Annotated in this window: 27 protein-coding genes and 1 tRNA gene; 16 read left to right on the plus strand and 12 right to left on the minus strand. The window is 65.7% G+C overall.

The features are described 5' to 3' along the window. Window position 1: 1 nt before the first annotated feature. The 7 genes from ACOCMM_RS00555 to ACOCMM_RS00585 all read left to right on the plus strand — a co-directional run bounded on the left by ACOCMM_RS00555 (window position 2) and on the right by ACOCMM_RS00585 (window position 5,726). A complete protein-coding gene (locus ACOCMM_RS00555; RefSeq protein ID WP_419551275.1) occupies window positions 2–346 on the plus strand; it encodes a WhiB family transcriptional regulator in 345 nt (114 codons plus the stop codon). Between the two features lie 262 nt (window positions 347–608). Then, window positions 609–1,367 carry a TlpA family protein disulfide reductase gene (locus ACOCMM_RS00560; RefSeq protein ID WP_419551276.1) on the plus strand — a complete coding sequence of 253 codons (759 nt, stop codon included), beginning with the start codon at window positions 609–611 and terminating at the stop codon, window positions 1,365–1,367. Between the two features lie 78 nt (window positions 1,368–1,445). Further along, complete coding sequence (locus ACOCMM_RS00565; RefSeq protein ID WP_419551277.1) at window positions 1,446–2,363, plus strand: cytochrome c biogenesis CcdA family protein; 918 nt, start codon at window positions 1,446–1,448, stop codon at window positions 2,361–2,363. A 6-nt stretch (window positions 2,364–2,369) separates the two neighbouring features. Continuing rightward, window positions 2,370–3,068: a poly-gamma-glutamate hydrolase family protein gene (locus ACOCMM_RS00570; RefSeq protein WP_419551278.1), complete on the plus strand. Its 699-nt coding sequence runs from the start codon at window positions 2,370–2,372 to the stop codon at window positions 3,066–3,068. 10 nt (window positions 3,069–3,078) lie between these two features. Beyond that, window positions 3,079–3,492 carry a fluoride efflux transporter FluC gene (locus tag ACOCMM_RS00575; protein ID WP_419551279.1) on the plus strand — a complete coding sequence of 138 codons (414 nt, stop codon included), beginning with the start codon at window positions 3,079–3,081 and terminating at the stop codon, window positions 3,490–3,492. After that, window positions 3,489–3,818 (plus strand): CrcB family protein, encoded by a 330-nt coding sequence (locus ACOCMM_RS00580; protein WP_419551280.1) that lies wholly within the window; start codon window positions 3,489–3,491, stop codon window positions 3,816–3,818. The genes ACOCMM_RS00575 and ACOCMM_RS00580 overlap by 4 nt, the downstream gene beginning before the upstream one ends. A 42-nt stretch (window positions 3,819–3,860) precedes the next feature. Beyond that, on the plus strand, window positions 3,861–5,726 hold the full coding sequence (locus ACOCMM_RS00585) for a hypothetical protein (protein WP_419551281.1): 1,866 nt from the start codon (window positions 3,861–3,863) through the stop codon (window positions 5,724–5,726). Window positions 5,727–5,747: 21 nt separating this feature from the next. Here ACOCMM_RS00585 and serS read toward each other — a convergent pair whose 3' ends face one another. After that, window positions 5,748–7,001, minus strand: coding sequence for a serine--tRNA ligase (serS, locus tag ACOCMM_RS00590; RefSeq protein ID WP_419551282.1), 1,254 nt, complete (start codon window positions 6,999–7,001; stop codon window positions 5,748–5,750). A 72-nt stretch (window positions 7,002–7,073) separates the two neighbouring features. On the opposite strand from serS, the gene ACOCMM_RS00595 reads away from it, so the two are divergent. Then, window positions 7,074–8,825: a UGSC family (seleno)protein gene (locus ACOCMM_RS00595; protein ID WP_419554790.1), complete on the plus strand. Its 1,752-nt coding sequence runs from the start codon at window positions 7,074–7,076 to the stop codon at window positions 8,823–8,825. Window positions 8,826–8,865: 40 nt separating this feature from the next. Here ACOCMM_RS00595 and ACOCMM_RS00600 read toward each other — a convergent pair whose 3' ends face one another. The 8 genes from ACOCMM_RS00600 to ACOCMM_RS00635 all read right to left on the minus strand — a co-directional run bounded on the left by ACOCMM_RS00600 (window position 8,866) and on the right by ACOCMM_RS00635 (window position 17,492). Continuing rightward, window positions 8,866–9,243, minus strand: a complete 378-nt coding sequence (locus ACOCMM_RS00600) for a cytochrome C oxidase subunit IV family protein (protein ID WP_419551283.1) — start codon at window positions 9,241–9,243, stop codon at window positions 8,866–8,868. A 125-nt stretch (window positions 9,244–9,368) separates the two neighbouring features. Further along, the gene (locus ACOCMM_RS00605) at window positions 9,369–10,037 is read right to left on the minus strand and encodes a cytochrome c oxidase subunit 3 (protein ID WP_419551284.1); all 669 of its coding nucleotides are present in this window, start codon (window positions 10,035–10,037) and stop codon (window positions 9,369–9,371) included. Beyond that, window positions 10,030–12,108: a cytochrome c oxidase subunit I gene (gene ctaD / locus ACOCMM_RS00610; protein WP_419551285.1), complete on the minus strand. Its 2,079-nt coding sequence runs from the start codon at window positions 12,106–12,108 to the stop codon at window positions 10,030–10,032. The genes ACOCMM_RS00605 and ctaD overlap by 8 nt, the downstream gene beginning before the upstream one ends. A gap of 29 nt (window positions 12,109–12,137) precedes the next feature. Continuing rightward, window positions 12,138–13,265, minus strand: a complete 1,128-nt coding sequence (gene coxB, locus ACOCMM_RS00615) for a cytochrome c oxidase subunit II (RefSeq protein ID WP_419551286.1) — start codon at window positions 13,263–13,265, stop codon at window positions 12,138–12,140. Then, the gene (locus ACOCMM_RS00620; RefSeq protein WP_419551287.1) at window positions 13,265–14,065 is read right to left on the minus strand and encodes a hypothetical protein; all 801 of its coding nucleotides are present in this window, start codon (window positions 14,063–14,065) and stop codon (window positions 13,265–13,267) included. Before ACOCMM_RS00620 ends, coxB begins: the two co-directional genes overlap by 1 nt. A gap of 7 nt (window positions 14,066–14,072) precedes the next feature. Then, window positions 14,073–14,714 carry a cytochrome c oxidase subunit 3 gene (locus tag ACOCMM_RS00625; RefSeq protein WP_419551288.1) on the minus strand — a complete coding sequence of 214 codons (642 nt, stop codon included), beginning with the start codon at window positions 14,712–14,714 and terminating at the stop codon, window positions 14,073–14,075. After that, window positions 14,714–16,390 (minus strand): cbb3-type cytochrome c oxidase subunit I, encoded by a 1,677-nt coding sequence (locus ACOCMM_RS00630; protein ID WP_419551289.1) that lies wholly within the window; start codon window positions 16,388–16,390, stop codon window positions 14,714–14,716. Before ACOCMM_RS00630 ends, ACOCMM_RS00625 begins: the two co-directional genes overlap by 1 nt. A 202-nt stretch (window positions 16,391–16,592) precedes the next feature. Further along, window positions 16,593–17,492 carry a heme o synthase gene (locus ACOCMM_RS00635; RefSeq protein WP_419551290.1) on the minus strand — a complete coding sequence of 300 codons (900 nt, stop codon included), beginning with the start codon at window positions 17,490–17,492 and terminating at the stop codon, window positions 16,593–16,595. Between the two features lie 36 nt (window positions 17,493–17,528). Between ACOCMM_RS00635 and ACOCMM_RS00640 the strand changes: the two genes are divergently transcribed. From ACOCMM_RS00640 to ACOCMM_RS00660, 5 genes are all read left to right on the plus strand, one after another. Then, window positions 17,529–18,557 carry a COX15/CtaA family protein gene (locus ACOCMM_RS00640; RefSeq protein WP_419551291.1) on the plus strand — a complete coding sequence of 343 codons (1,029 nt, stop codon included), beginning with the start codon at window positions 17,529–17,531 and terminating at the stop codon, window positions 18,555–18,557. Between the two features lie 43 nt (window positions 18,558–18,600). Next, window positions 18,601–18,870, plus strand: coding sequence for an ATP-dependent Clp protease adapter ClpS (clpS, locus tag ACOCMM_RS00645; protein ID WP_419554791.1), 270 nt, complete (start codon window positions 18,601–18,603; stop codon window positions 18,868–18,870). Window positions 18,871–18,929: 59 nt separating this feature from the next. Continuing rightward, window positions 18,930–19,418 (plus strand): DUF2017 family protein, encoded by a 489-nt coding sequence (locus ACOCMM_RS00650; protein ID WP_419551292.1) that lies wholly within the window; start codon window positions 18,930–18,932, stop codon window positions 19,416–19,418. Window positions 19,419–19,712: 294 nt separating this feature from the next. Further along, on the plus strand, window positions 19,713–19,961 hold the full coding sequence (locus ACOCMM_RS00655) for a hypothetical protein (protein WP_419551293.1): 249 nt from the start codon (window positions 19,713–19,715) through the stop codon (window positions 19,959–19,961). A 77-nt stretch (window positions 19,962–20,038) separates the two neighbouring features. Next, window positions 20,039–20,111, plus strand: a tRNA-Glu gene (locus tag ACOCMM_RS00660). 19 nt (window positions 20,112–20,130) lie between these two features. On the opposite strand, the gene ACOCMM_RS00665 is transcribed toward ACOCMM_RS00660, so the two are convergent. The 3 genes from ACOCMM_RS00665 to ACOCMM_RS00675 form a co-directional block, all read right to left on the minus strand. Further along, the gene (locus ACOCMM_RS00665; RefSeq protein WP_419551294.1) at window positions 20,131–21,498 is read right to left on the minus strand and encodes a HAMP domain-containing sensor histidine kinase; all 1,368 of its coding nucleotides are present in this window, start codon (window positions 21,496–21,498) and stop codon (window positions 20,131–20,133) included. After that, a complete protein-coding gene (locus ACOCMM_RS00670) occupies window positions 21,495–22,214 on the minus strand; it encodes a response regulator transcription factor (protein ID WP_419551295.1) in 720 nt (239 codons plus the stop codon). The genes ACOCMM_RS00665 and ACOCMM_RS00670 overlap by 4 nt, the downstream gene beginning before the upstream one ends. 67 nt (window positions 22,215–22,281) lie before the next feature. Further along, a complete protein-coding gene (locus tag ACOCMM_RS00675) occupies window positions 22,282–22,839 on the minus strand; it encodes an NUDIX hydrolase (RefSeq protein WP_419551296.1) in 558 nt (185 codons plus the stop codon). Between the two features lie 74 nt (window positions 22,840–22,913). Here ACOCMM_RS00675 and ACOCMM_RS00680 point away from each other — a divergent pair, with 74 nt between their 5' ends. The 3 genes from ACOCMM_RS00680 (at window position 22,914) to rpmG (ending at window position 24,473) form a co-directional block, all read left to right on the plus strand. Further along, window positions 22,914–23,999 carry an LLM class flavin-dependent oxidoreductase gene (locus ACOCMM_RS00680; protein ID WP_419551297.1) on the plus strand — a complete coding sequence of 362 codons (1,086 nt, stop codon included), beginning with the start codon at window positions 22,914–22,916 and terminating at the stop codon, window positions 23,997–23,999. Window positions 24,000–24,072: 73 nt separating this feature from the next. Next, window positions 24,073–24,309, plus strand: a complete 237-nt coding sequence (gene rpmB / locus ACOCMM_RS00685; RefSeq protein WP_419551298.1) for a 50S ribosomal protein L28 — start codon at window positions 24,073–24,075, stop codon at window positions 24,307–24,309. Continuing rightward, the gene (gene rpmG / locus ACOCMM_RS00690) at window positions 24,309–24,473 is read left to right on the plus strand and encodes a 50S ribosomal protein L33 (RefSeq protein ID WP_419551299.1); all 165 of its coding nucleotides are present in this window, start codon (window positions 24,309–24,311) and stop codon (window positions 24,471–24,473) included. Before rpmB ends, rpmG begins: the two co-directional genes overlap by 1 nt. Window positions 24,474–24,481 lie beyond the last annotated feature (8 nt).

The following is a 24,481-nucleotide window of genomic DNA, read 5'->3' on the forward strand; positions in this document are numbered from 1 at the left end:
CATGCTGGAACTCATCATCGACAACCCACCGAGCCTCACCAATGAGGCCTGGCGCGCTCGGGGCCGCTGCCGCGACCTCGTGGGAACCCTGACGCCGCTGTTCTTCTCGGAGGACTTCTACGAGATCGCTCGGGCCAAGGCCATCTGCTCGGCCTGCCCAGTGATGAACGAGTGCTTCGAGGCCGCCAAGGCGCGCCACGAGCCATGGGGCGTGTGGGGCGGCGAGCTCTTCGAGAACGGCCAAGTCTGCAGAGACAAACGCCCACGCGGCAGACCGCCCAAACGGCCGCGGCCGCAGCTGATCATCGAGGAGGTGCCACTGCCTCCCGACCTGGTTCGCGCCTGAGTCTTCCCCCGCTCAGGCGCGTCCTCGAGACGGCCTGTCCCCTGACAGGCCCATCGGACACGGCCTGCCCCGGTGGCCTGAGGTTGCCCGAAATGGGCGGCTGGCAGCCCCGGGGCGGGCCGTCAGGCGGCGGCGATTACGGCTGCTGACTGAGTGGCCCCACGGTCACCTGTCCTGAAACTGGCGCCTCAACAAGCGCAAGTAGCCTCGCCGCTGCATGGAGTCACGTCCGCAGCCGCGTTGGCGCACAAGACTGACACGTTTGCTCGCAGCACCATTCCGCTATCGCTCCAAGCGGGGAATCGGCCTCTTCATCAAGAACCAATGGCGCGGAATCTTGTTTGGCGTGCTTAGTGCGTACGCGCTGGGTGCAACGGTGTTCCTGCTCGCGGGCGGCGCTCGGCCCGCGATGACCTCGCTGGTAGCGATGGAAGCCGAGGTGGAAAGCGGCGATACCGGGGACGACACCGATCGGACCGGCCCGGACGACTCAGCCATCTTCGAGGGAGCTGCGCTCGACGCGACTGAATCCCCTTCGACCGTGGCCGCCGCGGCGGAATCGCCTCCGGCGTGCAGTGACATCGATCCCTCGCAACACAGTGTCGACTCGAGCCTGGGCGGTGTTCACGCCTTGGATTTCGTGACGCTCGATGAACGACCGGCAGCGTTCGCCGGCTATGCGGGCTGCCCGCTCATCGTGAATTTCTTCGCGTCGTGGTGTGCGCCGTGTGTGACCGAGATGCCCGACTTCGAACGCTTCTGGAATACCCACGGGGCCACGGTTGCGGTGCTGGGCCTCGCGGCCAACGACCGGCTCGAAGATGCCGTCGCCACGGTGGCCGAACGCGGCGTGACCTATCCCACTGGGCTCGACGAGGGCGAGTTGTTCATCGACTTCGGCGGACTGGGCATGCCCACAACGGTCTTTGTCTCCCCCAACGGTGAGATTCTCGAGACTCACAGCGGCCTGTTGACCCTCGACGACATCACCAGCCGAGCCGAAGAGCACTTCGGGCTATGAGGATGCCGTGAGGGGCGCAATGATGAGTCGGATGGCAGAAGTGACACCAGTCGGGTCTCTCCCGCGCAGGAACCGCTTGTGAACGGCGCACGCCTCACCTTCGCCTTTACGGCCGGCATCGTCGCAACGGTCAACCCGTGCGGCTTCGCGATGCTGCCTGCCTACCTGTCGTTCTTCTTGGGGATCGACCGCCGAGCCTCCGAAGGCAGTTCCCGCGCCGGCGTCGGGCGGGCGCTGGCCACCGGCGCCGTCGTCACCACCGGCATCGTCGCAGTGTTCGGCATCGTCGGCATCGCGCTGTCGGCCGGGCTGAGCGCCCTGCGCGACTACGTGCCATGGGCAGCCATCGTCATCGGCGTGGCGCTAATCGCACTCGGCGTCGCGATGCTCGCCGGATTCCGCTTGACGGCGTATCTGCCAAAATTCGAGCGAGGAGCCTCCGGTCGGGATGTGCGCTCGCTGTTCCTGTTCGGCGTCAGCTACGCCGTGGCCTCAGTGTCGTGCGGGCTGGCGACGTTCCTGGTCGTGGTTACCGCATCGGCTGGCAACGACAGCTTCGTGGGCGGAATCGTGTCGTTCGTGCTCTATGCGCTGGGCATGGGGATGGTGCTCACCTCGTTGGCAGTCAGCCTGGCGCTGGCTCGCGGCTGGCTGCTCGGCAAGCTGCGCGTGCTGATGCGCCACACCGACAACATCGCCGCGGTGCTGATGATTGCAGCAGGTGCCTTCACGATCTGGTACTGGATCAACGATTTGACTGACCGCAGCGGAGACGGACTCGTGGTGACCGTCGAGCGCTGGAGCAGCAGCCTGAGCAACTGGGTCGCCTCTGTGGGCGGCGTGCGACTGGGCCTTGTCATGAGCATCGTGCTTGCAGTCGGTGGCATGGCCATGCTGATGACGGGTCGTGGCGACAGCGCTGAGACAGCGACATCTGACGTCGATGAGCTGTCTGGGACGGACCAAGCAGGCAGTGCCGCCGAGATGCTGAACTGAGCCACCGTGGCACTGCACCTGAAGGACCGCACGCTTCTCGACGCCGAGCGGCCCTTCGCCGAATTGCTGGGTCGGCCTGGCGTGACCGAGGTGCTGCAGCTGCGCTCGCGCTTCGGCTTCATGGCTTTCCATGGCGGATGGCTTGAGGAGGTCACCGACGACATCGCCACGGCGGCCGCCGAACGCAGCGGCGCCTCGGTGTATGCCTGCCTTCAAGGCCCCGACGACCAGTGGCACCTGCCCAGCCACTGCTTCGACCCAACTGACTCTCCGGTGCTGCGCCAGTTCCTCGACCATGTCGACGTGGTGGTCGCCGTCCATGGCTTCGGCAGCCCCCGCCTGCTGCGAGCGGTGCTGCTGGGCGGCCGCAATCGCACGCTGGCGTCCCACGTCGCCGTGCACTTGATCGGGCGGCTGCCGCACTACGAGATCCTTCACCGTCTCGACGACATCCCCCGCTCCCTGGCGGGCCAGCATCCGCGCAACCCTTGTAACCTGCCCCGCGAAGGCGGCGTGCAGATCGAGCTGCCCCCACGCATCCGCGGCAAGAGCCCGATGTGGACGGGATTCCGAGGGTCCGGCCGGGTACCCCATCACGAAGCGCTCATCGAAGGCCTGGCAGCGGCAGCTCGCGCATGGTCGCCCACCGACGGCCTGGCAGGCGATAGTCGCGAGCTGGTGCCCGAACCGTCGCTCGCCGGCTGAGGGATTCCCGATGCGACGCCGCATCGCATGGACAGTCGCTGTCGCCGGCATCGTCGGTGCCGCGGGCAGGTGGGCTGTGGCCACACAGATTCATGACGACTGGGCTCTGCTCGTGGTCAACGTCGTGGGCTGCGGCCTCATCGGATGGGCTGTAGCTCGCGCCGGACGGTCACATGCCCAAGGTCACCCTCGGCTGGGCTCCCGCAGCACTCCCCGAAGCCCTGCTGCGCCATCACCCTGGCTGACGGCCGGTTTCTGCGGGGCATTGACCAGCATGTCTGCGCTCGCACTTCAGCTGGCCCGGCTGCTCGACGACGGTCGGGTCGGGAGTGCCGGTGCATGGCTCGGCCTGACGGTTGCAGCCTGCACCGGGGCATTCATTACAGGCCGAGCGGTAGTTCTCGTCCAGCGGGCACGGCCATGACGACGGTCGCGGTCATCGTCGGCTTCAGCGTCGCAGCGGCTGCAGGCACCGTGCTGCGCTGGCGAACGAGCACTGCGCTCGGGCCGGGCGGGACGCTGCTGGTCAACATCGCGGGCGCCTTCGTCCTGGGCCTGTTCGCAGGCACCTCGGGCGCCGCCGCAACCATCGTTGGCACCGCGGGTCTCGGTGCTCTCACCACCGTGTCGGGCATCTTCGGAGAAAGTGCACGACTCAGCAGGGCCAGCCCTGTGCTGGCGCTCGGCTACGTCTCGCTGACGATCACGGGCGCAACCGCGGCCGCCTACACCGGTCTCACGCTCGTCTAGCGCGCATCAACCATCCAAGAGGGCGCATCTAGTCTCGACCGCATGGCCGACGCCACCGCTGATGGGACGTCCAGTGGCGCCACAGATCCGCCAAGTACACAGCGGCGGCCGTCGCGCCTGCGGATGATCGTGGCCGCGTTCATCGTCGTCGCCGTCTTCATCGGTGCCACCGTGTTGGCCGCAGGCGACGATGCATTCCAATTCTTCGATTCGGGGCCAAGATCTTGCGGTGTAGAGACTCCAGCCGGATCGATCGAATCCGCCGCCCCAGCAGGAATGCGCCAAACCCTGTCACCCGAACCAGCGCTGCAGTGGACGCAGATCGATCCACCAGTCGATCAGTTCTACCGAACTCGAATGCGAGACGATGGCACCCTGTGGCGCACCAACCTCGTCTCGGCTTTCATGACCGCGCCAGACGGACTCGTTTTCGTCAGGGTGAACGACGGCGGACGCCGACGATTGCTGGTGACATCGAACGGCACAGACTGGGAAGAACTCGCCCTACCGCCAAACGTCCAGCCCCAGCACATCGGTGTCTCTGGCAATCGCTGGGTGATCGCCGGACGCGCACTCGGTGACGAGGTCGGTGACGAGAACCGGTTTGATCTTGACCGCGTGGTCGTTTCCGACGATCGGGGCGCGACCTGGACTGAGGTACCCATCGATCCACAGACACCGCCCCTCTTCCGGGACAAGCACATCGCCACGGTCGATCTCATGGTGTCGGGAAACCGCATTGTGCTCATGTCCGTCGTACGGCCCGAAATGCAAGTGCGCGATCCGTTCGTCGAACATGGCCTTGCCGAACCCGGTGACGATGTTGTCTTCGGCGGTTTCCGGGAAGACACGGTGATGGCACTGGTCCGGTCTTCGGATGCGGAGGGCAACTACGTGCACGTCGAGCTCTCTCTTGAAGATCTCGACCTGGCCGACCGGGAGAAGGAAATCATTGGTCGTTGGGAGCACATCGACGCCAATCACCTCGGCTACATCCGTCTGTACGCAGGCGATCAGTACGGTCTCGAAGTCGCATCTGAGCTGAACAGCGGATCGGCCCACGGAGTGGCGACTAGAGACGGTTTCGTTGTCGCTGTTGATCGCGACGAACCAGGCGGATGGCGCTACCTCGCATCACCGGATGCTCGCGAGTGGGGCGAGCTGTACCCGGCCAGCCCGAACTTCGGCTTCCCGCTTTCGGGAATCGACGCCAATGGCGAAGCCTGGGCCGTGCTCTCGGAAGTCCATTTTCGCAACGTGCTGACCAAGATGCGGTGCGGTCAAGCGCCAACCCCCGTGGCCACGCTCGACGGCATCCAGTTCTCACATGTGTCCGGCCCGGGAATTCACGCCGGGCGAGCAGGATTCGCTGCAGTAGCAGAACCCGTCGAAGAGTTCCGGTTGCTGTTCGGCATCGACCCCGTCAACGCCGTCGGCAGTCCCTTTGGAACGGTCGCGAAGGGGATCTACGAGTTGCGCCTTGGCGAACCCATGGGGGGCATAACGCTGTGGGATAGCGCCGAGAATGCGCCCGTGTATGTGTGGGCTGATGCGTACTCCGGGAAGACACCGTCCGGGGTTCGCGAGACCGGCGCCGATCAGGCGTACCAAGTGACATTCGAAGCGCCTGATACCGGGGAGGATCTGGTCACGTTCACCATGGAGGATCTGTCCGTCGTGTCGGGGGCGATGCGCGCACGTCACTTCCACTACGGGGATGCGTCAAGAACAAAGTGGATGGGTTGGTCGAATAACGGCGTCGACTGGAACTGGCAGGACGCGATGGACGCGTTCGAGCTCGAGACGCAGCCAGTCAGCGTCAAAATCGCTGTGGGCCGCGACTTCGTGATTGCATCGGTCACGCCATCGGAGGGCGATCCCATGTGGTTCGTGGCCAAGATTCCCTGACGGTTGCCGCTGGTCGGAGCCTCAGGCCGGCGCACCGATCTCGGTGAAGTTGAGCCAGGGGTGCAGCACCTCAGGCACGGCAATGGAACCGTCGGGGCGCTGGTGGTTCTCCATGATGAACACGAGGGTGCGGCCGATGGCGCAGGCCGTGCCGTTGAGCGTGTGGACCAGGCCAGTGCCGTCGTCATCAATCCAGCGGGTGCCAAGGCGACGAGCCGAGTAGTCGGTGTAGTTCGAACACGACGTGACCTCGCGGTACGCCCGCTCCGATGGCAGCCAGACCTCGAGGTCGTACTTCTTGGCCGCTGCTGCCCCTAGGTCGCCGGCCGCCACGTTGATGACCCGGTAGGGCAGATCGAGCGAGCCGACGATCTCCTCCTGGATGGCTCGCAGTGCCTCCAGCTCGTCCCAGCTGGTGTCCGGATCGCAGAACGAGAACATCTCGACCTTGTCGAACTGGTGCACCCGGAAGATGCCGCGGGTGTCCTTGCCATAGGTGCCGGCCTCGCGGCGGAAGCACGACGAGAACCCGGCATAACGCAGCGGCAGCTCAGCCCGGGCCAAGCGCTCGCCCCGGTGCAGGCCAGCCAACGCAACCTCAGATGTCCCGATGAGAAACAGATCGTCGCCGGCGATCTCGTACACCTGGTGACGGTCTGCGGGGAAGAACCCGGCCTCGATCATCATCTCCTCGCGTACGAGCACCGGCGGCGCGACCGGGACGAAGCCGTCTCGCTCCAGCAAGTCCATCGTCCACTGCACGAGGGCGAACTCCAACCGCACTGCGGCGCCCTTGAGGTAGGCGAACCGCGAGCCGCTGTTGCGGGCCCCGCTCTCCGAGTCGACGAGGCCGGCCAACGCTCCGATCTCGGCGTGATCGTGGGCAGGCGGCTCGCCGCACTCCCCCACCTCGTGCACCGTCTCGAAATCCTCCTCGCCACCCGGGGGCACATCGGCCGCCGCAGGGTTCGGAGCCCGCAGCGCCAATTCGGTGCGACGCTGCGCGGCTGCGCGCTCTTCGGTCTCAAGGCGTTCCACCTCTTCGGAGAGGCGCCCCGCCTCGGCGATCTTGGCCGGGCGATCGTCGGGTGCCGCACGGCCGATCTCGCGCGAGGCGGCATTCTGGGCGGCACGCGCCTGCTCGGCCTGATGGGTCACCGACCGCCACGTCTCGTCGGCCGCGAGCACTTCGTCGATGAGACTGGGCTCGGCGCTCTTGCGAATCGCGCCGTCGCGATACGCAGCGTCGTCACGGAGCCGCCGAAGATCGATCACGCCGGGTGAAGCTACCCAGCGACGCGAGCCACACTGCAAACTGTGGCATTCACCCACTGCGAAGGGACATCCATGGAACCCTCCTACGACGTCGTCTGGCCTGGATCCCATTCGGGAATCGAACACCGGGAACTGGCGCCGCGGCTCGACACGCTGGCCGGCAAACGCATCGGGTTCCTGTGGGACTACCTGTTCCGGGGCGACGAGTTGTTCCCGATCCTCGAGCGCGAGCTCGCCAACCGTTACGAGAACGTGGAGTTCATCGGCTACGACACGTTCGGCAACACCCACGGCCCCGATGAAGCCGCTGTGATCGACCGCCTGCCCGATTCGCTGCGTTCACGAGCGGTGGATGCGGTGGTGTCGGGCATGGGCTGCTGAGGCAGCTGCACGCCCGCCGTGGCGCGGGCATCAGTGGTGGCCGAGGCCGCCGGGGTGCCATCGGTCTCGGTCGTGTGCGAGAGCTTCGACGGCCAAGCCATCGCCACCGCGCGAGGACACGGCTTCGACGAACTGCCAGTGGCCCTCACCGTGGGGCACGTCGATGCCCAGTCCGCCGCCGAGATGGCGGCCAACTTCATTTCTCACACCGTCGACGCAGTCATCGAGGGGCTCACCGGCGAGTCGGCGGCCAGCAACGGCACGAACGGCGCGGCCTCCCAGGGCGATCCGCTCCCCTACGACCCAGCGCCTGACGACACAGCTCCCTACGACACGGTGGCCAGCGGATCCATAGACGAGATCAACGACGTCTTCGCCAGCCGAGGCTGGTCCGACGGCCTGCCGATCGTGCCGCCGACACGCGACCGTGTCGAGGCATTCCTGGCTGGCTCTGGCCTCGATCCGCAGCAATCGCTGGGCCTCGCTCGCACGACCGGCCGTGCCATGACCGTGTGGTCGGTGGCGACCAACGCCGTCATGGCGGGCTGCGAGCCGCGGCACCTTCCGGTGTTGCTCGCCGCTGCGCGCATCCTGGCCGACCCGCACTACGGTGCCGAGCACTCCGGCAACACCACCGGCGCCGATGCGCTGATGATCCTCAACGGTCCGCGGGCGGCAGAACTCGGCTTCAACTCCGGTGTCGGCGCGCTGCGCGACGGTGTGCGCGCCAACACCAGCGTCGGACGGTGGCTGCGGCTTTACCAGCGCAACGTATTCGGCTTCACCGCAACCGAACACGACAAGTCCACCTTCGGGAACACATTCCGGGTCGTGCTGTGCGAGGACGCCGCGACGCTGGCTGACATCGGCTGGAAACCCGTCAGTTCCGAGTTCGACTTCGGCCCCGACGACGACGTGCTGACCATGGCCCGTTTCAACAGCGGCGCGATCGTCGGCAGCGTGTTCGGCTCGACACCGAACGAGATCGTGCCCTACCTGGGCGACGGACTGGCTCGCATCACCGGCTGGGATCTCGGCCACCTGTACGGCCTTGGCCACCTGCACTACCGGCCGTTGCTGGTGCTGTCGCCAATCCTGGCACGCACCTGCGCTGCGGCAGGGTGGACCAAGGCGCGCTTGGCTGAGGCCTTGTTCGAACACGCCCGCATCCCGGCGTGGCGCTTCGAGAAGCTCATCGGCGAATGGACAAACCTGACGGCGGGTCGTCCCCGGCTCACCGACATCGTCGCCGCCGGCAAGCTGCCGCCGCAGTTCGCAATCTCAGAGGATCCTGACCGGCTGGTGCCGATCGTGTCCGAGCCGTCGAAGTTCGTGATTGCAGTGGCGGGCGATGCGAACCGCACGAACGCGTACGTGTTCAGCCACGACGGGCCCCATGGCGACTACACCGCTTCGGCGATAGAGCGGCTCAACCGCGTCTGACGAGGCGGCTGTACTCAGGAACCGTGTCGCTGGACGACGATCAGCAGGTCGCGTTGGGGCTGAGGTCGCAGCCGGCGGGGTCGGTCCAGAACACCATCGACGTGGCAAACGCCGCGTAGACGGCGACCGCGAGCACCAAGCCGCCCACGAAGAGCCAAGTGAAGAGCTTGTTGTCGAATCGCAGGTGCATGAAGTACGCGACGACGATCCAGAACTTCGCCACCATCAAGATGAGGAGTCCCGGAACCTCCACCGGACCGAAGTCCACGAAGTACGTCATGACTTCCGCTGCGGTGAGCACAGCCAGCAGCAGGGCGACCTTGATGTAGCCGAAGTCGCTCAGGCCGTGTTCGTGGTCGTCATGCTCGCCGTGGTCGTCGTGAACCCCTTCGGGGGCGGTTTCGGTGGCGGTGCTCATCGTTGCACTCCTAAGAGGCCGACCGGATAAGGGAATCTTCCCATTGTCGAACCAGTCATCTTTCGCTCTTGTTCGCTTTCGCTCACGGGCCGCTCGGGCCACGGCTTCGCCTAGCGGCTCAGCCTCTAGGGGATCAGGTAGACGACCGCGAAGATCACGATCCAGACGATGTCGACGAAGTGCCAGTACAGGCCGATGATCTCGACGGTTTCCGCCCGGTCAGGCCCGAGAATTCCACGGTTCACCAGCACCCATAGCGTGACGAGCATGACGATGCCCAGCGACACGTGGACGCCGTGGAAGCCGGTCAGCGTGTAGAAGGCCGACGACGAGATGCTGACCGTGTACCCGAGTCCCTCCCGGTAGAAGCTCGTGAACTCGTACACCTGCCCGGCGATGAACACCCCGCCCAGCGCAGCAGTGCTCATCAGCCACAGTTTGCAGCGCTCCATCTCACGCCGGCCGATCGCCGACACCGCCATCACCATCGTGAGCGAGCTCATCAGCAGCACAAACGAACTCACCGACGTGAACGGGATGTCGAACAGATCAACCGCCGCCAACGGGGCGTCGCCCGACGGCGGCTTGCGGTTGCGCAGCAGCAGGTACGTCGAGATCAGCGCACCGAAGAGCAGGCAATCCGAGCCCAGGAAGGCCCACATCGTCATCTTCTCGTTGGACAGGCTCGTGGTGGGCGGCACCATCTCGTAGTCGTCCCACGAGGTGCGCGGGTACGCGATCTGCGGCTCGTCAGGATCGACTGGCTCGACGGCGGCTTCAGCGGTCTCAGTCACCGGTGGCCTCCCCATTCGGCGCGCTGGCGGCCAGCACGCCGTTCGCGTCAGCGTGGCCGTCGGGACCGCCGTCATGATCGTCGTCGCGACCGTCATGGCCGTGGTCGTCGTGCCCGTGGCTATGCCCCGCGTCGGGATCGGTCGGCGCCTCGAGAGTCCAGCCGAACATCGAGCCGACCAGCAGCAGCAGGCCGATGCCGGTGATCCAGAGGTTGTAGATCAGCCCGAAGCCGATCAGCGGGAGACCCATGGCCAGCACGATGGGCCAGTACGACGGCGACGGCAGGTGCGGGTGCTGGTCGCCAAGCTGGGCGATGTCGTTCCCGAAGGCAACCCGCCGCAGCTTGCCGTTCTCGTCATGCTGGTACTTCTTGTGCCAGAAGTCGTCGATATCGCTCACCACGGGCACGTAGTCGAAGTTGTGCTCGGGTGCCGGCGAAGGAATCGCCCATTCGAGCGTGCGGCCGTCCCACGGGTCGGCCTCGGCGGGCGGCTCAAGACCCTGGCGGTAGCGGCCCCACGTCCGGAAGATGTTGACGGCGAAGATCACCATGGAGATGAAGATGATGAAGTAGCCGATCGTGGCGACCTTGTTCCAGAACTCGAATCCGTCGAATTCCCCGTAGACGCTGTGGCGCCGAGCCATGCCCTGCAGGCCAACGATGTGCATCGGCCCGAAGGTGAGGTTGAAGCCCACCAACACGAGCCAGAAGTGCCAGCGTCCGAGACGGTCACTCAAGTGATAACCGAAGGCCTTGGGCCACCAGTAGTACATGCCCGCGAACAGGCCCATGAGCGCGCCGCCGAAGAGCACGTAGTGGAAGTGCGCCACGATGAAGTACGTGTCGGTCTGCTGGGTGTCGGCGGGCGCAATGGCGTGCATGACCCCGGACAGGCCGCCGATGGTGAACATGGAGACCAGCGATACCGAGAACATCATCGGCACCGTGAAGCGGACCTTGCCACCCCACATGGTCGCGATCCAGTTCAGGATCTTCACGCCGGTGGGCACCGCAATGAACATGGTCGTTGCTGAGAACGCCGCCACCGAGACCGGTCCCATGCCGGAGGTGAACATATGGTGCGCCCACACGCCCCAGCCCATGAAGCCGATGGCGGCACCAGACAACACCACGATCGGATAGCCGAACAGCGGCTTGCGGCTGAACACCGGCAGCGTCTCAGACACGATGCCGAACGACGGCAGGACGAGGATGTACACCTCGGGATGGCCGAATATCCAGAACAGGTGCTGCCACAGCAGCGGATCGGCGCCCGCGGTCACGTCGAAGAAGTTCGAATCGAAGGTGCGGTCGAAGGTCAGCAGCACGAGTGCCACGGTGATGACCGGCAGTGCGAAGACCAGCAGGAACTGCACCACCAGGATCATCCAGGTGAACACCGGCATGCGCAGCAGCGACATGCCCGGGCAGCGCATGTTGAGGATGGTCACGAGCAGGTTGAGCGCGCCCAGCAGCGAGGCGATGCCGACGATCTGCAAGCCGATCGCGTAGAAGTCCATGCCGTTCCCGGGGCTGAACGCCAGCCCGGTATTGGGTGCGTAGGCAAACCAGCCGCCGTCAGCGCCACCGCCGAGGAACCAGCTGAGGTTCAAGAAAATTCCGCCGAAGGCGAAGATCCACAGTCCGAGGGCATTCATCCGGGGGAAGGCCACGTCTCGGGCGCCGATCTGCAGCGGCACCAGATAGTTCGCGAACGCGTTCGCTAGCGGCATGATCACCAGGAAGACCATGGTGACGCCATGCATGGTGAAGAGCTGGTTGTACGCATCCGCGCTCAACACCCCGGAGTCCGGCCCCCACAGCTGCAGGCGGACGAGCCCGGCCTCGATACCACCTACGAGGAACCAGAACATGGCGGCTGCGCCATACATGATTCCGATCTTCTTGTGGTCCACCGTGAACAGCCACGAGCGCCAGCCCGTCGCATGAGTGGGGCGTGCGAAGACGCCGGTGCGCGGTGAGTCGTCGGTGACGTGGGGGGCATCGCCGGCTACCTCGAGCTCGGTACCGGGTGCTTCACCGTCTGGGCGATCGGTGATGATTGCCATCGGGTCGTCCTCCTAAGCCCGGGCCGTGCTCATTGGGGCAGCACGGGCGGGCTGCCGAGGGTTTTCAGGAATGCCACCAGGTTGTCGAGGTCCTGATCGGTCAGCACCTCGGAGAAGTCCAGCATGCCCTGCTGGTTGTCGGCTCGGGCCGGCTTCATGTTCGGCGCATTGCGCACCCACTCACGAAGCTCGGCGATGTTGAGGCTGCCGTCGGGCAGGTACGTGTCGTACAGCGCCCCGGCGAACGCCGTGCGGCCCATCAAGTTGGTGAGGTTCGGCGCGAGACCTGAGAGGAGGTTCGCATTGCCGCCGGCGGCGCTCTCGTACGCACCGTCGACGACGTGGCAGCTGATGCAGTGGGTCTCGAACAGCGTCGCTCCGGCGGCTTCGGGCGTCCCCTCGGCGGGTGCGACGTCTCGGGCCTGTGTCTGCCCGTCGTACTGCTGCTGCACCCAGCGATCGAAATCGTCGGGGTCGAGCGCAATGGCCCGCATCTGCATGTTGGCGTGGCTCAGGCCGCAGAACTCCACGCACTCTCCGTAGAAGATGCCCGGCTCGTTGGAGCTGATCCGCCAATCGTGCACACGCCCGGGCACAGCGTCTTTCTTGCCGTTCAGCTGGGGGATCCAGAACGAGTGGATGACGTCGTTGGAATGGATTTCGAGGTTGATCTCTTCGCCGGTGGGGATGACCAGATCGTTCGCAGTGACGATGTCGTACTGCCCGTCTTCGTCGATGTCGTAGCTGAACTGCCACCACCACTGCTGGCCCTCAACCTTGATCGTGATTCCGTCGCCCTGCGAGGCAAGCGCGAACACCGTCGGCAGTGTGTAGACCGTCAGGAAGATCAGCAATATCGTCGGGATGATCGTCCACGTAAGTTCGGCTTTGCGGTTGCCGTGGATCTGCGGGGGCAGGTCGTCGGGGTCGTCGGTGGGCTTGGCCCGGAACTTCACGATGATCGTGGCAACCGCAGCCGCCACCAAGATGCCGACACCGACGGCCATCCAGCCCGACAGGCGCATGAGGCCGTCGATTTGCTGCGCGTTCTCCCCGACCGGTTTGGTGGCATCGAGGCGACCGGTGGCACAGCCTGCTGCAATCAGCCCCAGCAGTGCCAACGCGACCAAGCGCCAGCGTCGAGCGAAGCCGCCCATCACTCGTGCCCCCCGCCGGTATCGCCAGACTCGTCCGACTCGCCTGAGCTCTCCTCGCCAGGTTCGCCGTGATCGCCAGCGATCTCGGCGCCGCCCTCCGGGTGAAACTCGCGCTCACCTCTCACCCCAAAAGCGATGCCCGCCACGATGAGTGCAACGCCGCCCAGCACCAGCGTCGAGGCCATCACCGAACGCCTGATCTGTGGCTTGGCGTACACCACGAACGCGAAGGCCAGGATCATCGCTGCAATCACGATTGCCGCCAAACTCGCCTTGGTCTTGCTCACCGACAGGAAGATCCGGGACGCCAGCACCACCGGCACGCCGATGCCCAGCACGCCATAGAGCGAGATCTCAAAGGGCCGCAGCAACCGGGCCCGCTCGACCGCATTCGATTCTGCGTCTGTGGAGAGGTGCTCGGCCCACGCGCTCATCGTCCACTCGACAGCGGAAATGAGCAGCAGCGCCACGCCCGCGATGGTCAGCAGGGAGCCCGTCACCAAGCCGACCATGAGCACGCCCATGCCCACCGCAGCCATGATCGGCCAGTAGGCCGGTGTCGGTCGGTAGTCGTGCGAGTGCTCCCGGTCGGGCGAGTCGCCGTCGCCCACCGTCAGGGCCAGGGCGAACAGCAGCGCAAATGCCGCAGCAGCGACACCCAGCACGATGGTGGCGTACATGACCACATTGCCCGTGCCGTCCGTGCTCTCGTCCATGCCGGTGAGCACGCCGACAACCACCGCTGCTGCGGCGGCCAGCGCGATGCGACCGGCGAAGTACCTGCTGGCGATGCCGACCATCGATCCCCTACTTCACCACGTACACGACGTACCAGGTGGCTGCCCACGCAAGCACGGCGAAGTCCCAAAAGAAGACCGCTGAACCCAGCGGCGTCGAACGGTCGCGGCCCACGCCGCCGCCGAGCGACCGGAGTGTCATGAGGCCGAGGTAGAACATCCCGACGATCAGGATGGCCAGCGAGAGCCCGGTCACCGCAAACGCGAGATTTGCCCACTCGCCCGAACCGAGTTCTATCTCCATGCGGTTCAGGCTGAACATCACCATGTTGAAGAAGGCGAAACCCATCACCAGCGTGATGGCCATGCCCACCCAGGTGTGGCCGCGTTCGCCGCGGCCGCTTGCCCACACCGCCCAGTGCGCGGTCACTACTGACACGAGCAGCGTGATGAGGGCATAGACGAGCTGGGGACTCGGTACAGAGTGGCCGGCCAGCCACTCGTGGCCCGGGTCCATGCCCGAGGCGTGCCGCCGGGCCATGTAGTGGCCCAGTGCGCCGGCGATTGCCATTGCCCCGGCTGCAATCGCGAAGCCCGTGGCCACAAGCTGGCTGCGCGGGCGGGGCGGTGGGCCTGGAACGACATAGCGGCCAGGTTGGGGGACATCAACGGTGCTGGCCGTGGTGGCTGGGCTGGCGACAGACGCTGGCATCAGGCTGGCACCTCGGTCGCTTCACGCTCGCCAGCAGCAACGCTGCCGTTGAGTTCCGCGTCGAGCAGCGGCGTGCCGGATGTGAGCTCAGGCAATGCTTCAGCGGGGCCGAGCGGGGGCGGCGAGTCGAGCAGCCATTCGGGGGTGAGCCCGCCCCATGGGTCTGCTTCGGCCTCGGCTCCATTGCCCATGGCAACCGAGACCAAGAGGTTCAGGACCACGAGCGCCAACCCGGCCAGCACACCGATCACGCCAATCGCGCCGAGTACCGAGAGGCCCTCCGCGCCGGAGGCGTCGACGAGGTGGGCGTAGTCAGTGGTCTCGTTCGGCGCGTGATACACAAACTGCGGCTGCTCGGTGAAGGCGCCCGACAGCGTCGGGCCGAGCCACGCCAGGAAGGCGCCGCCTCCGATCAACGCGAAACTGGCCCAGCCGGCGAGTTCAGACAAGCGCCGGCCCCAGATCTTGGGCGCCCACCAGTGCAGCGCAGCGAGCGCGCCGAGCAGTCCTGCCCCGTAGATGAGCAGGCTCTGCTGGCCCGTGACCCAAGTGGTAGAGCGCAGTGGGGCATTCCCGTCAATGCCTCGGCCAGCGATTTGCAGCCAATCCACGCCAGCGCCGATCAGACCGATCAACGCGGCGACCGCCACGAGATTGCCGGCGCCGAATGCAGCCAGCACTGCCGTATTGGGGCGCGGCCACTTGCGGCTCTGCCACACGGTGAAGCCCAGCAGCGCCAGTAACCCGGAGACGCCCGCCAGCGCACCGGCGTACAGGCCGACCAGCACGATGCCTTCGAGGCCATCGACGATGTCGGCCCCCTCGTTGGTGATGCCGAAATTGGCCCAGGCGCCGAATCCGAAGAGCCCGACGAGGCCCATCGTGAAGTACAGCGCGAGCGGTTCGAAGACCCAGCGCCGGGCTGCGACGAGCATGATCTCGGCGGCCACGCCCAGAACCGGCACCACATAGATGAACAGTTGCGGCGTCCGGTACATCCAGTCGATACGGGACCAGATGCCGTAGTTGCCTTCGAGGAACACGCGGCCGTAGCGGTGGTCGATATAGAGAATGACGATCTGGCCGAGCACCACGCCGAGGCTGACGACCAGCATCGACGCCGTGACGAGCGCCGACCAGGCGAATGGGGGCGTGCGGTCCATGTACATGCCCGGCGCCCGCATGGTGAGCGTGGTGACGGCAACGCAAATAGCGCCGGTGAGCAGCGATATCACCAGCCCGGCGACGGCCAGCAAGTGCAGATCGACGCCGTCTGCCCAGCCGCCGGCGGGCCCGCCGTTGGAGATGTACGCGCCAACGAGGACACCGAACGAGACCAACCAGCCCCAGAACGACAGCGCTGCTGCCCGGCCGAATGCCACGTTGGGGGCACCCACCTGCAGCGGGACCACATACATCGCAATGCCCAGGAACAGCGGGATCAGCATGCCGAACACCAAAGCGTCCCGCGTGAACGTGAACACCTGCACGAAGGTGTCGGAATTCAGAATGGTGTGGCCGTCTGCTGAGGCCAGATCGATGCGCACTAGCAGGTCGGTGATCGCACCAGCCAGAGCGAACAGCAGGGAACAGCTGATGAACAGCCGACCGATGCGCTTGTGGTCGGTGGTATTGAGCCAGCCGAACGCCGTTGGGTCTTCTGCCTGTGAAGCCACGGCAGATCCTTCCGAATGCTCAGCTTCGGTAGTGGCGTCGGTCATGCGGCGAAGTGGTTCCCGGACTCGGCTGGCAGCGCCGCTTTGGGGCGACACCAACGGGGCACTCTAGCGACCCGCGGCCTCCTCAACCAGATTGTCTGCGACCAAATCGCGGCGGTCTTGCGCACTGGCTGAACGCCGGTGCCCCGCCACAACCCCGTCACCAGCCGAACCGCACAATCACGTCGGCTGCCATCGCCACGAACAGCAGGCCGAGGTATGCGATGGAGCTGTGGAAGACGCGCATTGCGGTACCAAGGTGCAGGGAGCGCCAGAGCGCCAGCAGTTGCCACCCGAATGCGGCACCCCCAGACACTGCTGCCACCAAGTACAGCGCTCCTGTTTCGGCGGCCACGGCGAACCACAGTGACAGCGCGATCACCGCGACCGTGTGCAGCGTCATCTGCACCAGCACCGAGCGCTCGCTCGCTACCGACGGCAGCATCGGCACGTCGGCAGCGCCGTAGTCGTCGGCATAGCGAATTGCCAGCGCCCAGAAGTGCGGCGGCGTCCAGAAGAAGACGATGGCGAAAGCGATCCAGGCCTCAAGCGACAGCGAGCCCGTCACGGCCGCCCAGCCGACGAGCACCGGCGCTGCGCCCGCCGCCCCGCCGATGACGATGTTCTGGGCGGATGTCCGCTTCAGCCACAGCGTGTACACGAACACGTAGAACAGGCAGGCCACCAGCGCCAGCAGCGCTGCCAGCAGATTGGCGCCCCACCACAGAATCCCGAAGGCCAGCGCCTCGAGCACCACGCCGTAGATCAGGGCCGCGCGTGGCGTCACGGTGCCGACGACCAGCGGCCGGTGCGCCGTGCGAGCCATCGTCGCATCGATGTCGCGATCGATGTACATGTTGAAAGTGTTGGCACCTGCCGCGGACAGCGTGCCGCCGACGACGGTGAACACCACAAGCGCCAAGCTGGGCACGCCACGTTCGGCGACAAACATCGGCGGCACCGTTGTCACCAGCAACAGTTCGATGATGCGCGGTTTCGTGAGCGCGACGTATCCCCGCAATGTTGATGCAGACAGTGATGGGCGCAACGTCGCCAGCATTGCTGTGAGCGTACGTGTCGCCTCTAGCGTTTCGGCGTGAGCTTGCTGCGCGAGGCGCGCGTCGGGGGGCGCCGGCCGTACGTAACTCCTGAGCGGTTCGCGCTGGTTGCCCGTTGGGCGCTTTGGGCGCTCGTCGCGATTGTGATTACCGGCGCGCTGGTCCGACTCACCGGTAGCGGGCTGGGTTGCAGCGATTGGCCGAACTGTGAGCCCGACGAGTTCGTGCCGGCTGCGGACTTCCACGGCTGGGTGGAGTTCGGCAACCGCATCGTGACCGGTTTGGTGTCTGTGGCGGTTGCCTTGGCCGTGGGCGCGTCATTGTGGCGGGATCCCCGGCGGGCTGACCTGATCTGGTGGTCGCTTGCACTGGTTGTGGGCGTCGCATTTCAGATCGGCCTCGGTGCGGTCACCGTGCTGACGCATCTGTCGCCGCCGATCGTCATGTCGCATTTCTTGGCATCGCAGGTGCTGGTGGCGGCAGCGGTCGCCCTGGGGCACCGGGCAGGCATCGAACCGCTGGCTGAAGGGAACCCGAGCCCTACGCTTGGTACGCCCATCCGGGCGCATGCCTGGTTCGCGGCGGCTTTGACCGCGGCAGCGCTGTGGACCGGGACCGTGGTGACCGGCACGGGCCCCCACGGCGGTGACGAGCACGTCGAGCGATTGCAGTTGGCGCTGCCGTCGGTAGCGCGCATCCACGGCATCACGGTGGTGATCCTGGCCGTCGTCACCTTGGTGCTCGGCGCCCGCGTGCGGCGCGTGGCCATCGCGCATCGCGGCAGTGCGCTCGGTGCATGTGCGTCGCAACTGGGGCGGAGGGTGCGCACAGTGATCGGTGTCATGGCCGTACAGGCCGCCATCGGCTACGTGCAGTACTTCACCGAACTGCCAGTGCTGCTCGTTGCGCTGCATGTCGCCGGCGCCACACTGGCAACCATCGCCATGACCCGCTTGGTGCTGGCAACCGGGATCCCTTCAACACAGCCTGCGTCCACGCAGACCCTCTCAGCACAGCCGCCGGTCGACGAATCGGTTGGCATCGTGTCCCGCGGCTTCGCAAAATGATGCCGTGAGCCCGCATGCTCCGGCCGTCGCCGACCCAGAGGTCATCCGTGATCCGACGACCGAGGACGAACACAGCACCGATGTGCCATGGGTGGTTCTGGTTTGGAACGACCCGATCAACCTGATGAGCTACGTCGTGTATGTGTTCCAGAAGCTGTTCGGGTACAGCGAGGCCAAGGCGACCGAGCTGATGCTGGACGTGCACAACAAGGGCCGTGCGGCGGTGGCCTGGGGGACGCGCGAGAAAGCCGAGCTCGATGTGTTCCGCCTGCACGAGTACGGCCTGTGGGCCACCATGCAGAAGGACAACTGAGCTGTGCACGCTGCACGCTGCTGGCAGGCCCCGAACGGTGGCCCGACGACGGTGACCTCGTGACCGAGACGCGCTTCGGAGCTCGCGGATCCATGGTGAGCGTGCATCTCGCCGATTGGGAGCGGCGACTCCTTGCCGAGATGGTGGGAGAGCTGCGCAGGAACTTGCTAGATCACACGCCAGCACGCGACGGCGGGGACGGCTTGGATCCCTCGCTCCGGCGCCTGTTCCCGCCGGCTTACCTGAGCGATCCCGATCGCGACGCCGACTACCAGCGCCTCATGCGCGACGAGCTACTGGCCGAGCGGCTTGATCACCTCGATCTGCTTGATGGCACGCTTGAAGCTGATCACCTCAACGACGCCCAGGTGACCGCCTGGATACAGGGTCTGAATGAGCTGCGCCTGGTCCTCGGCACCCAACTCAACATCTCCGAGGAAGATGACCCGACTGATGTCGACCCGCACGATCCCGGCCAGCGGCCGCGCCTGCGATACCACTACCTCGGCGGGCTGCTCGCCGAACTCATTGACGCCGCGCACCGCTAGCTCGACGCTGAACGATTCGCTACACCCAGCAAGCCGTGCGCAACCGCAGCTGTCCACTGGACATTGCCTCTTCGCCCAGATGCCCATGACTCCTACGCCCAAGTAGCTGGATTTCCTACATCGAACGTCCAGCAATCACTACGCCGGAGCAGCACCGTTGCTGTTCAAGTCGGGCGTGTCGAGTGCTCTCGTACCGATTGGGCCGCTGTTCGCACGCACGCAGATCAACGTTTTCAACTATTTTCAATTATTTCCATATGTCTACACACTGCCAGGTTGTGATAGGATTCAGAAATGGAGGCAGGCACCGTCACGCAGATCATCAGCACAGCGGTTGCAGTGCTTGCGATCGTGTGGAACCAGCAGCGAACGATCGGTGGTCTGCGCGGTGAAATGCACTCCGACATCTCCGAACTGTGCGCCGTTTCGATCGAGAACGGTCAACGTCTCGCACGCATCGTCGGCCTCGGCATGCCGGCCGAGGCGGCATCCGAGTCTGCTGGCGGGGGCACCAGCCACGTCTCGACGGAGCCCCGCAGCTAGCGAGCACCCGAGCCGGCCGGTCTTCGTAGCTCTTCAGCGTGGCCGTTTCTGATACGGCGCGTAGCCTGAGGTGCCCTGCCCCCATCGTCTAGCGGCCTAGGACACCGGCCTTTCACGCCGGCGGCACGGGTTCGAATCCCGTTGGGGGTGCTGCGAATCCGCGACTCTCTCAGCCGCGCCCGGCCAGCGGGAGACGAAGTTCGACGGTGGCTCCAGAGCCTTCGGTGTTGATGACGGCAGCGGAGCCGTCGTGGATGCGAGCGACGTAGTCGACAATGGACAGCCCGAGGCCCGAACCGGGCTGCGAGCGGGCTTCGGGAGCCCGGTAGAAGCGTTCGAAGACCACCTCCCGCAGGGTGGGGTCGATTCCGGGACCGCGGTCGCGCACCTGAACGATCGCCTGTCCTTCGCGATGGGCAACGCTGATCCCGATGGGCTCGCCTGGCGGTGACCACTTGAGGGCGTTGTCGACGAGGTTGCTGATGGCACGCTCCACCAACGCCACGTTGACCACCACCTCACACGACTCAAAGTCGGTCACGAAATCGACCTCGGCGCGACGACGGTGCCGTTCCACCACCGATGCCGCAATGTCGACAAGATCGACGGGCGTCGGCTCGCCTTGGGCCCGCTGATCAGTGGCCAACTCGACGAGTTCACCCACCAGCTCGGTGAGCTGATCCAGCTCCAACTGGACATCGTCAAGCATCCGGCGGCGCTCACTGGAATCGAGCACCGCGGCCGCCCCGTCGGAGTCCTCTGTGGCTTCGGCACGCGACAGCAGCTCGATGTTGGTACGGATGCTGGTGAGCGGCGTCCGAAGTTCGTGGCCGGCGTCGGTCACCAACCGCTGTTGTTGGGCGCGCGACAGGGCAAGTGCTTCGAGCATCGCGTTGAAGCTGCGCGCCAGCTCGCCCAGCTCGTCGTCACGCTCGGGCTCGATGGGCTGGTCGAGATCCTGGGTTTGTGCGACGTTCTGTGCCGCAGCCGTCAGTCGACGCACCGGGCCCATTGCGCGGCCAGCCACAAGGAAGCCCAGCAAACCCGCGAGAGCGACGCCAGCGATCGCCATTACTGCGAGCGCCTCACGCACTCCGTGGGCGTAGTGGTCGAACTCGCTCAGCGGCCGGGCGACCATGAGTGCTCCGCGTGGCCCGAGCGAGACCGTCAACACCCGGAGCCTCACCGTGTCGGTGGCGACATCGGCGGAATGAGTCGCCGCGTGGCCCGAGGCGACCTCAAGGTCGCCGGGCGAGACCGGAATCACGTCGTCAGAGATGTATCTCACCGTTCCCTTGGGACCGATCACCTGGACCAGCACGTCATAGGGGACGTGCTTGCCAAACGCGCGAACACCGACGCTCTGGCGAAAGCGGCCGTCAGCAGTCACTAGGACGTGCGCACGTTCCTCGAGCTGCTCGTCAATCGCCGAGCGGGCCTCGCTGCGCGCGATCCACAACATGACCCCCAACACCGCCAACACTGCAACCGCTACCGAAGCGGCCACCAGCAGACCCAGACGTGTTCGAAAGCTCACGAGTTCCTCAGGACGTATCCCACGCCGCGCACCGTGCGAATGGGTCCGCGCCCATCAGTGCCAGTGTTCGCTGCTGCCAGCTTGCGGCGCAGGTAGCCGACGTACACCTCCAGCGAGTTCGAGGCGAGTGAGGTGTCGTAACCCCACACCGTGTCGTAAATCTCGTCACGCGTCAGGACGCGACCCGGGTTGCGCAGGAACAGTTCCAGCAGCCGATGCTCGGTGTGCGTCAGTGTCACCGGCTCGCCGGCACACGTCACCTCGTAGCTGGCCGTGTCCATGACGATGTCGCCACAGGCCAGCCGCTCATCGTCTCCAGAGGCCTCGGTGGCAGTACCCCGGCGCAGCAGCGCCCGCAGCCGTGCCAGGAGCTCGTCGAGCGCGAACGGCTTGGCCAGGTAGTCGTCGGCTCCGGCATCGAGTCCTTCCACCCGGTCGACGGTCGAGCCCCGGGCCGTCAGCAGCAGGATCGGCAACCGGCTCCCAGCAGCACGCAAGCGGCGGCACAGCTCGAAGCCGCCCAGGTTCGGCATGGTGGCATCGAGCACCATCACGTCAGCTCTGCCGGCCAACGCTTCTCCCTCGAGGCCATCGCGACCCTCGAGCACCGAATAGCCCTCGATCTGCAGGGCGCGACGCAATGCCGCGCGGATCCGCTGATCGTCGTCGACGACGGCTGCCGCGGGACCGTTGCCGCCCGGCCGGTCGGGGTCCACAGCCTCATTCTGGAATCCAGACGGTGAGAATCCCATGAGAATGCCGCCGGGCCCTGGCGATGGCCGCCTATCCGGCGGCGGAGTTGCGGCGACGCAGGTGACCGATGGTGAGCACTGAGCAGGCGTCGCGCTCGATCTCGTAGCTCAGCGCCCGAACAGCATCTGCGATGTCCCACCAGGCCACCTCGTCCACCTCGCCGGGATCGCCCTTCAGCCGTTTCGGCATCTTCGCCGGTGTCATTGCGTAGAACAGCACCACCTTCGGCACCTGATCGCCAATCAGATAGCTGACCGGATATGGCGCCGAGGTGATCACGCAGCGCACTCCGGTTTCCTCACGGACTTCTCGCAGCGCCGCCTCGGCCCAGGTCTCGCCGCGCTTGAGGTGGCCCTTGGGCAGCGACCAGTCGTCGTAGCGAGGACGGTGCACCACCAGCACCGAGCCCTCGTGGCACACAACGCCACCGGCTGCCCGGTCCATGGGAGCGTTGGAATAGCGACCCCACTCGACGTGACGGCGGCGAGGCTTTGCCGACGCCTCGGAGGGGATGTTCTTCTGGTCCTTCCTTGCGGACCCCTTCTTCGAAGACCCCTTCTGCGAACACGCAGCCCTGTCCTGTGCCACGGTTCGTGTCTAGCGTGTCTGCGCCACCCGCGGCGTGCTTGTCGGGCCAACAGAACTCACTACGAGGATTCATCATGGACTTGGGGATTTGCATCGCATCGCGCATCGGCGACCTGGAGTACGTCACGCGCGCTGAAGAGCTCGGCTACACCCATGCCTGGTTCGCCGACAGCCACATGCTGTGGTCGGACTGCTACGCCACGCTGGCACTCGCGGCCGAGCGGACCAGCACGATGCAGCTCGGCACCGGTGTATCGGTCTCCGGCACTCGTCCCGCACCTGTGACGGCCGCTTCGATCGCCACCATCAACGCGCTGGCTCCGGGCCGGACGTTCCTGGGCATCGGCACGGGCAACACAGCGATGCGGATCATGGGGCACAAACCGCAGCGCATCGCCGAGTTCGACCGGTATCTCGCGGCGCTGCGGCCGCTGCTGCGCGGCGAGGAGGCCATTCACCACTTCGGCGGCACCGCCGAGCCGATCCGCCACCTCATGCCCGACGCAGGATTCGTCAACTTCGACGACCCGATCCCGCTGTACATCTCGGGATTCGGGCCCCGTTCGCTGGGTCTCGCGGGCCAGTATGGTGACGGCGCAGTCCTGTCGGTGCCGCCCGACGGATCAGCCACCGCACGCGTGTGGGAACACATCGAAGCCGGCGCCGCCGAGGCGGGCCGCACGATTGACCGCAGCGACTACCTGATGTGCTCGCTCACCACCATCGTGGTGCTGGACGACGGCGAGACGCTGGCCAGCCAGCGCGAGCGTGTGTACCACGAGGCCGGAGCGTTCGCGATGGCCTCGGTGCATTACTCCTACGACCAGTACCGCCAATACGGGCGTGCTCCCGGCGCCCGGCTGGAAGCCATCTGGGACGAGTACTGCGCGATGCTCGACGACACCGACCCCGAACGCATCCACCAGCGGATCCACGCCGGCCACAACTGCTGGGTGCTGCAGGAGGAAACTCAGTTCCTGACCGACGAGTTCATCGACGCCACCTGCATCGTTGGCACTGCGGAGGTGGTTACCGAGCGCCTGATGGACCTGGGCGAGCGCGGGCTCGACCAGATCATGATCCTGCCGAACTTCGACCCCCGCTACGAAGTACTCGAACGCGTCGGCCGCGAGATCCTCCCCCAACTGCAATCCAACTAGCACGACGACGCGCGCCGGCAGCTCGGTAGCCTTGTGCGCTGCTGTCAAGCCCACCCGCCTGGAGATGCTGGGAATGAGCAACATCTGCCAAGTCACCGGTCGTCGGCCGCATTCGGGCTTCAACGTGTCCCACTCGCACCGTCGCACGAAGCGCTGGTTCAAGCCGAACATTCAGCGGAAGCGTTTCTGGGTGCCCAACGAGCACCGCTGGGTGACGTTGACGGTCAGCGCCAAGGGCATCAAGACCATCAACAAGCGCGGCATCGAGTCGGTGGTTGCTGATCTGCGCCGGCGCGGGGAGAAGATCTGATGCCTAAGAGCGACAAGCGGCCGGTCATCCGGCTGAAGTCCACCGAGGGCACCGGCTACACGTATACGACGCGCAAGAACAAGACGAACACCCGCGACCGCATCGAGTTGCGCAAGTACGACCCAGTGCTTCGTCGCCACGTCATCTTCAGAGAAGAACGCTGAGCGGCGCC

Source organism: Candidatus Poriferisodalis sp. (genome assembly GCF_965198245.1).
Lineage (GTDB): Bacteria > Actinomycetota > Acidimicrobiia > Acidimicrobiales > Poriferisodalaceae > Poriferisodalis.

Excerpts from the sequence above, each read along its gene's own strand:
- coxB (WP_419551286.1), bottom strand. The coding sequence starts at position 13,265 with ATGGGCGGCTTCGCTCGACGCTGGCGCTTGGTCGCGTTGGCACTGCTG.
- ACOCMM_RS00625 (WP_419551288.1), bottom strand. The coding sequence starts at position 14,714 with ATGCCAGCGTCTGTCGCCAGCCCAGCCACCACGGCCAGCACCGTTGAT.
- ACOCMM_RS00635 (WP_419551290.1), bottom strand. The coding sequence starts at position 17,492 with ATGCTGGCGACGTTGCGCCCATCACTGTCTGCATCAACATTGCGGGGA.
- ACOCMM_RS00620 (WP_419551287.1), bottom strand. The coding sequence starts at position 14,065 with ATGGTCGGCATCGCCAGCAGGTACTTCGCCGGTCGCATCGCGCTGGCC.
- ACOCMM_RS00600 (WP_419551283.1), bottom strand. The coding sequence starts at position 9,243 with ATGAGCACCGCCACCGAAACCGCCCCCGAAGGGGTTCACGACGACCAC.
- ctaD (WP_419551285.1), bottom strand. The coding sequence starts at position 12,108 with ATGGCAATCATCACCGATCGCCCAGACGGTGAAGCACCCGGTACCGAG.
- rpmB (WP_419551298.1), top strand. The coding sequence starts at position 24,073 with ATGAGCAACATCTGCCAAGTCACCGGTCGTCGGCCGCATTCGGGCTTC.
- ACOCMM_RS00580 (WP_419551280.1), top strand. The coding sequence starts at position 3,489 with ATGACGACGGTCGCGGTCATCGTCGGCTTCAGCGTCGCAGCGGCTGCA.
- ACOCMM_RS00575 (WP_419551279.1), top strand. The coding sequence starts at position 3,079 with ATGCGACGCCGCATCGCATGGACAGTCGCTGTCGCCGGCATCGTCGGT.
- ACOCMM_RS00680 (WP_419551297.1), top strand. The coding sequence starts at position 22,914 with ATGGACTTGGGGATTTGCATCGCATCGCGCATCGGCGACCTGGAGTAC.
- ACOCMM_RS00555 (WP_419551275.1), top strand. The coding sequence starts at position 2 with ATGCTGGAACTCATCATCGACAACCCACCGAGCCTCACCAATGAGGCC.
- ACOCMM_RS00585 (WP_419551281.1), top strand. The coding sequence starts at position 3,861 with ATGGCCGACGCCACCGCTGATGGGACGTCCAGTGGCGCCACAGATCCG.
- ACOCMM_RS00655 (WP_419551293.1), top strand. The coding sequence starts at position 19,713 with ATGGAGGCAGGCACCGTCACGCAGATCATCAGCACAGCGGTTGCAGTG.
- rpmG (WP_419551299.1), top strand. The coding sequence starts at position 24,309 with ATGCCTAAGAGCGACAAGCGGCCGGTCATCCGGCTGAAGTCCACCGAG.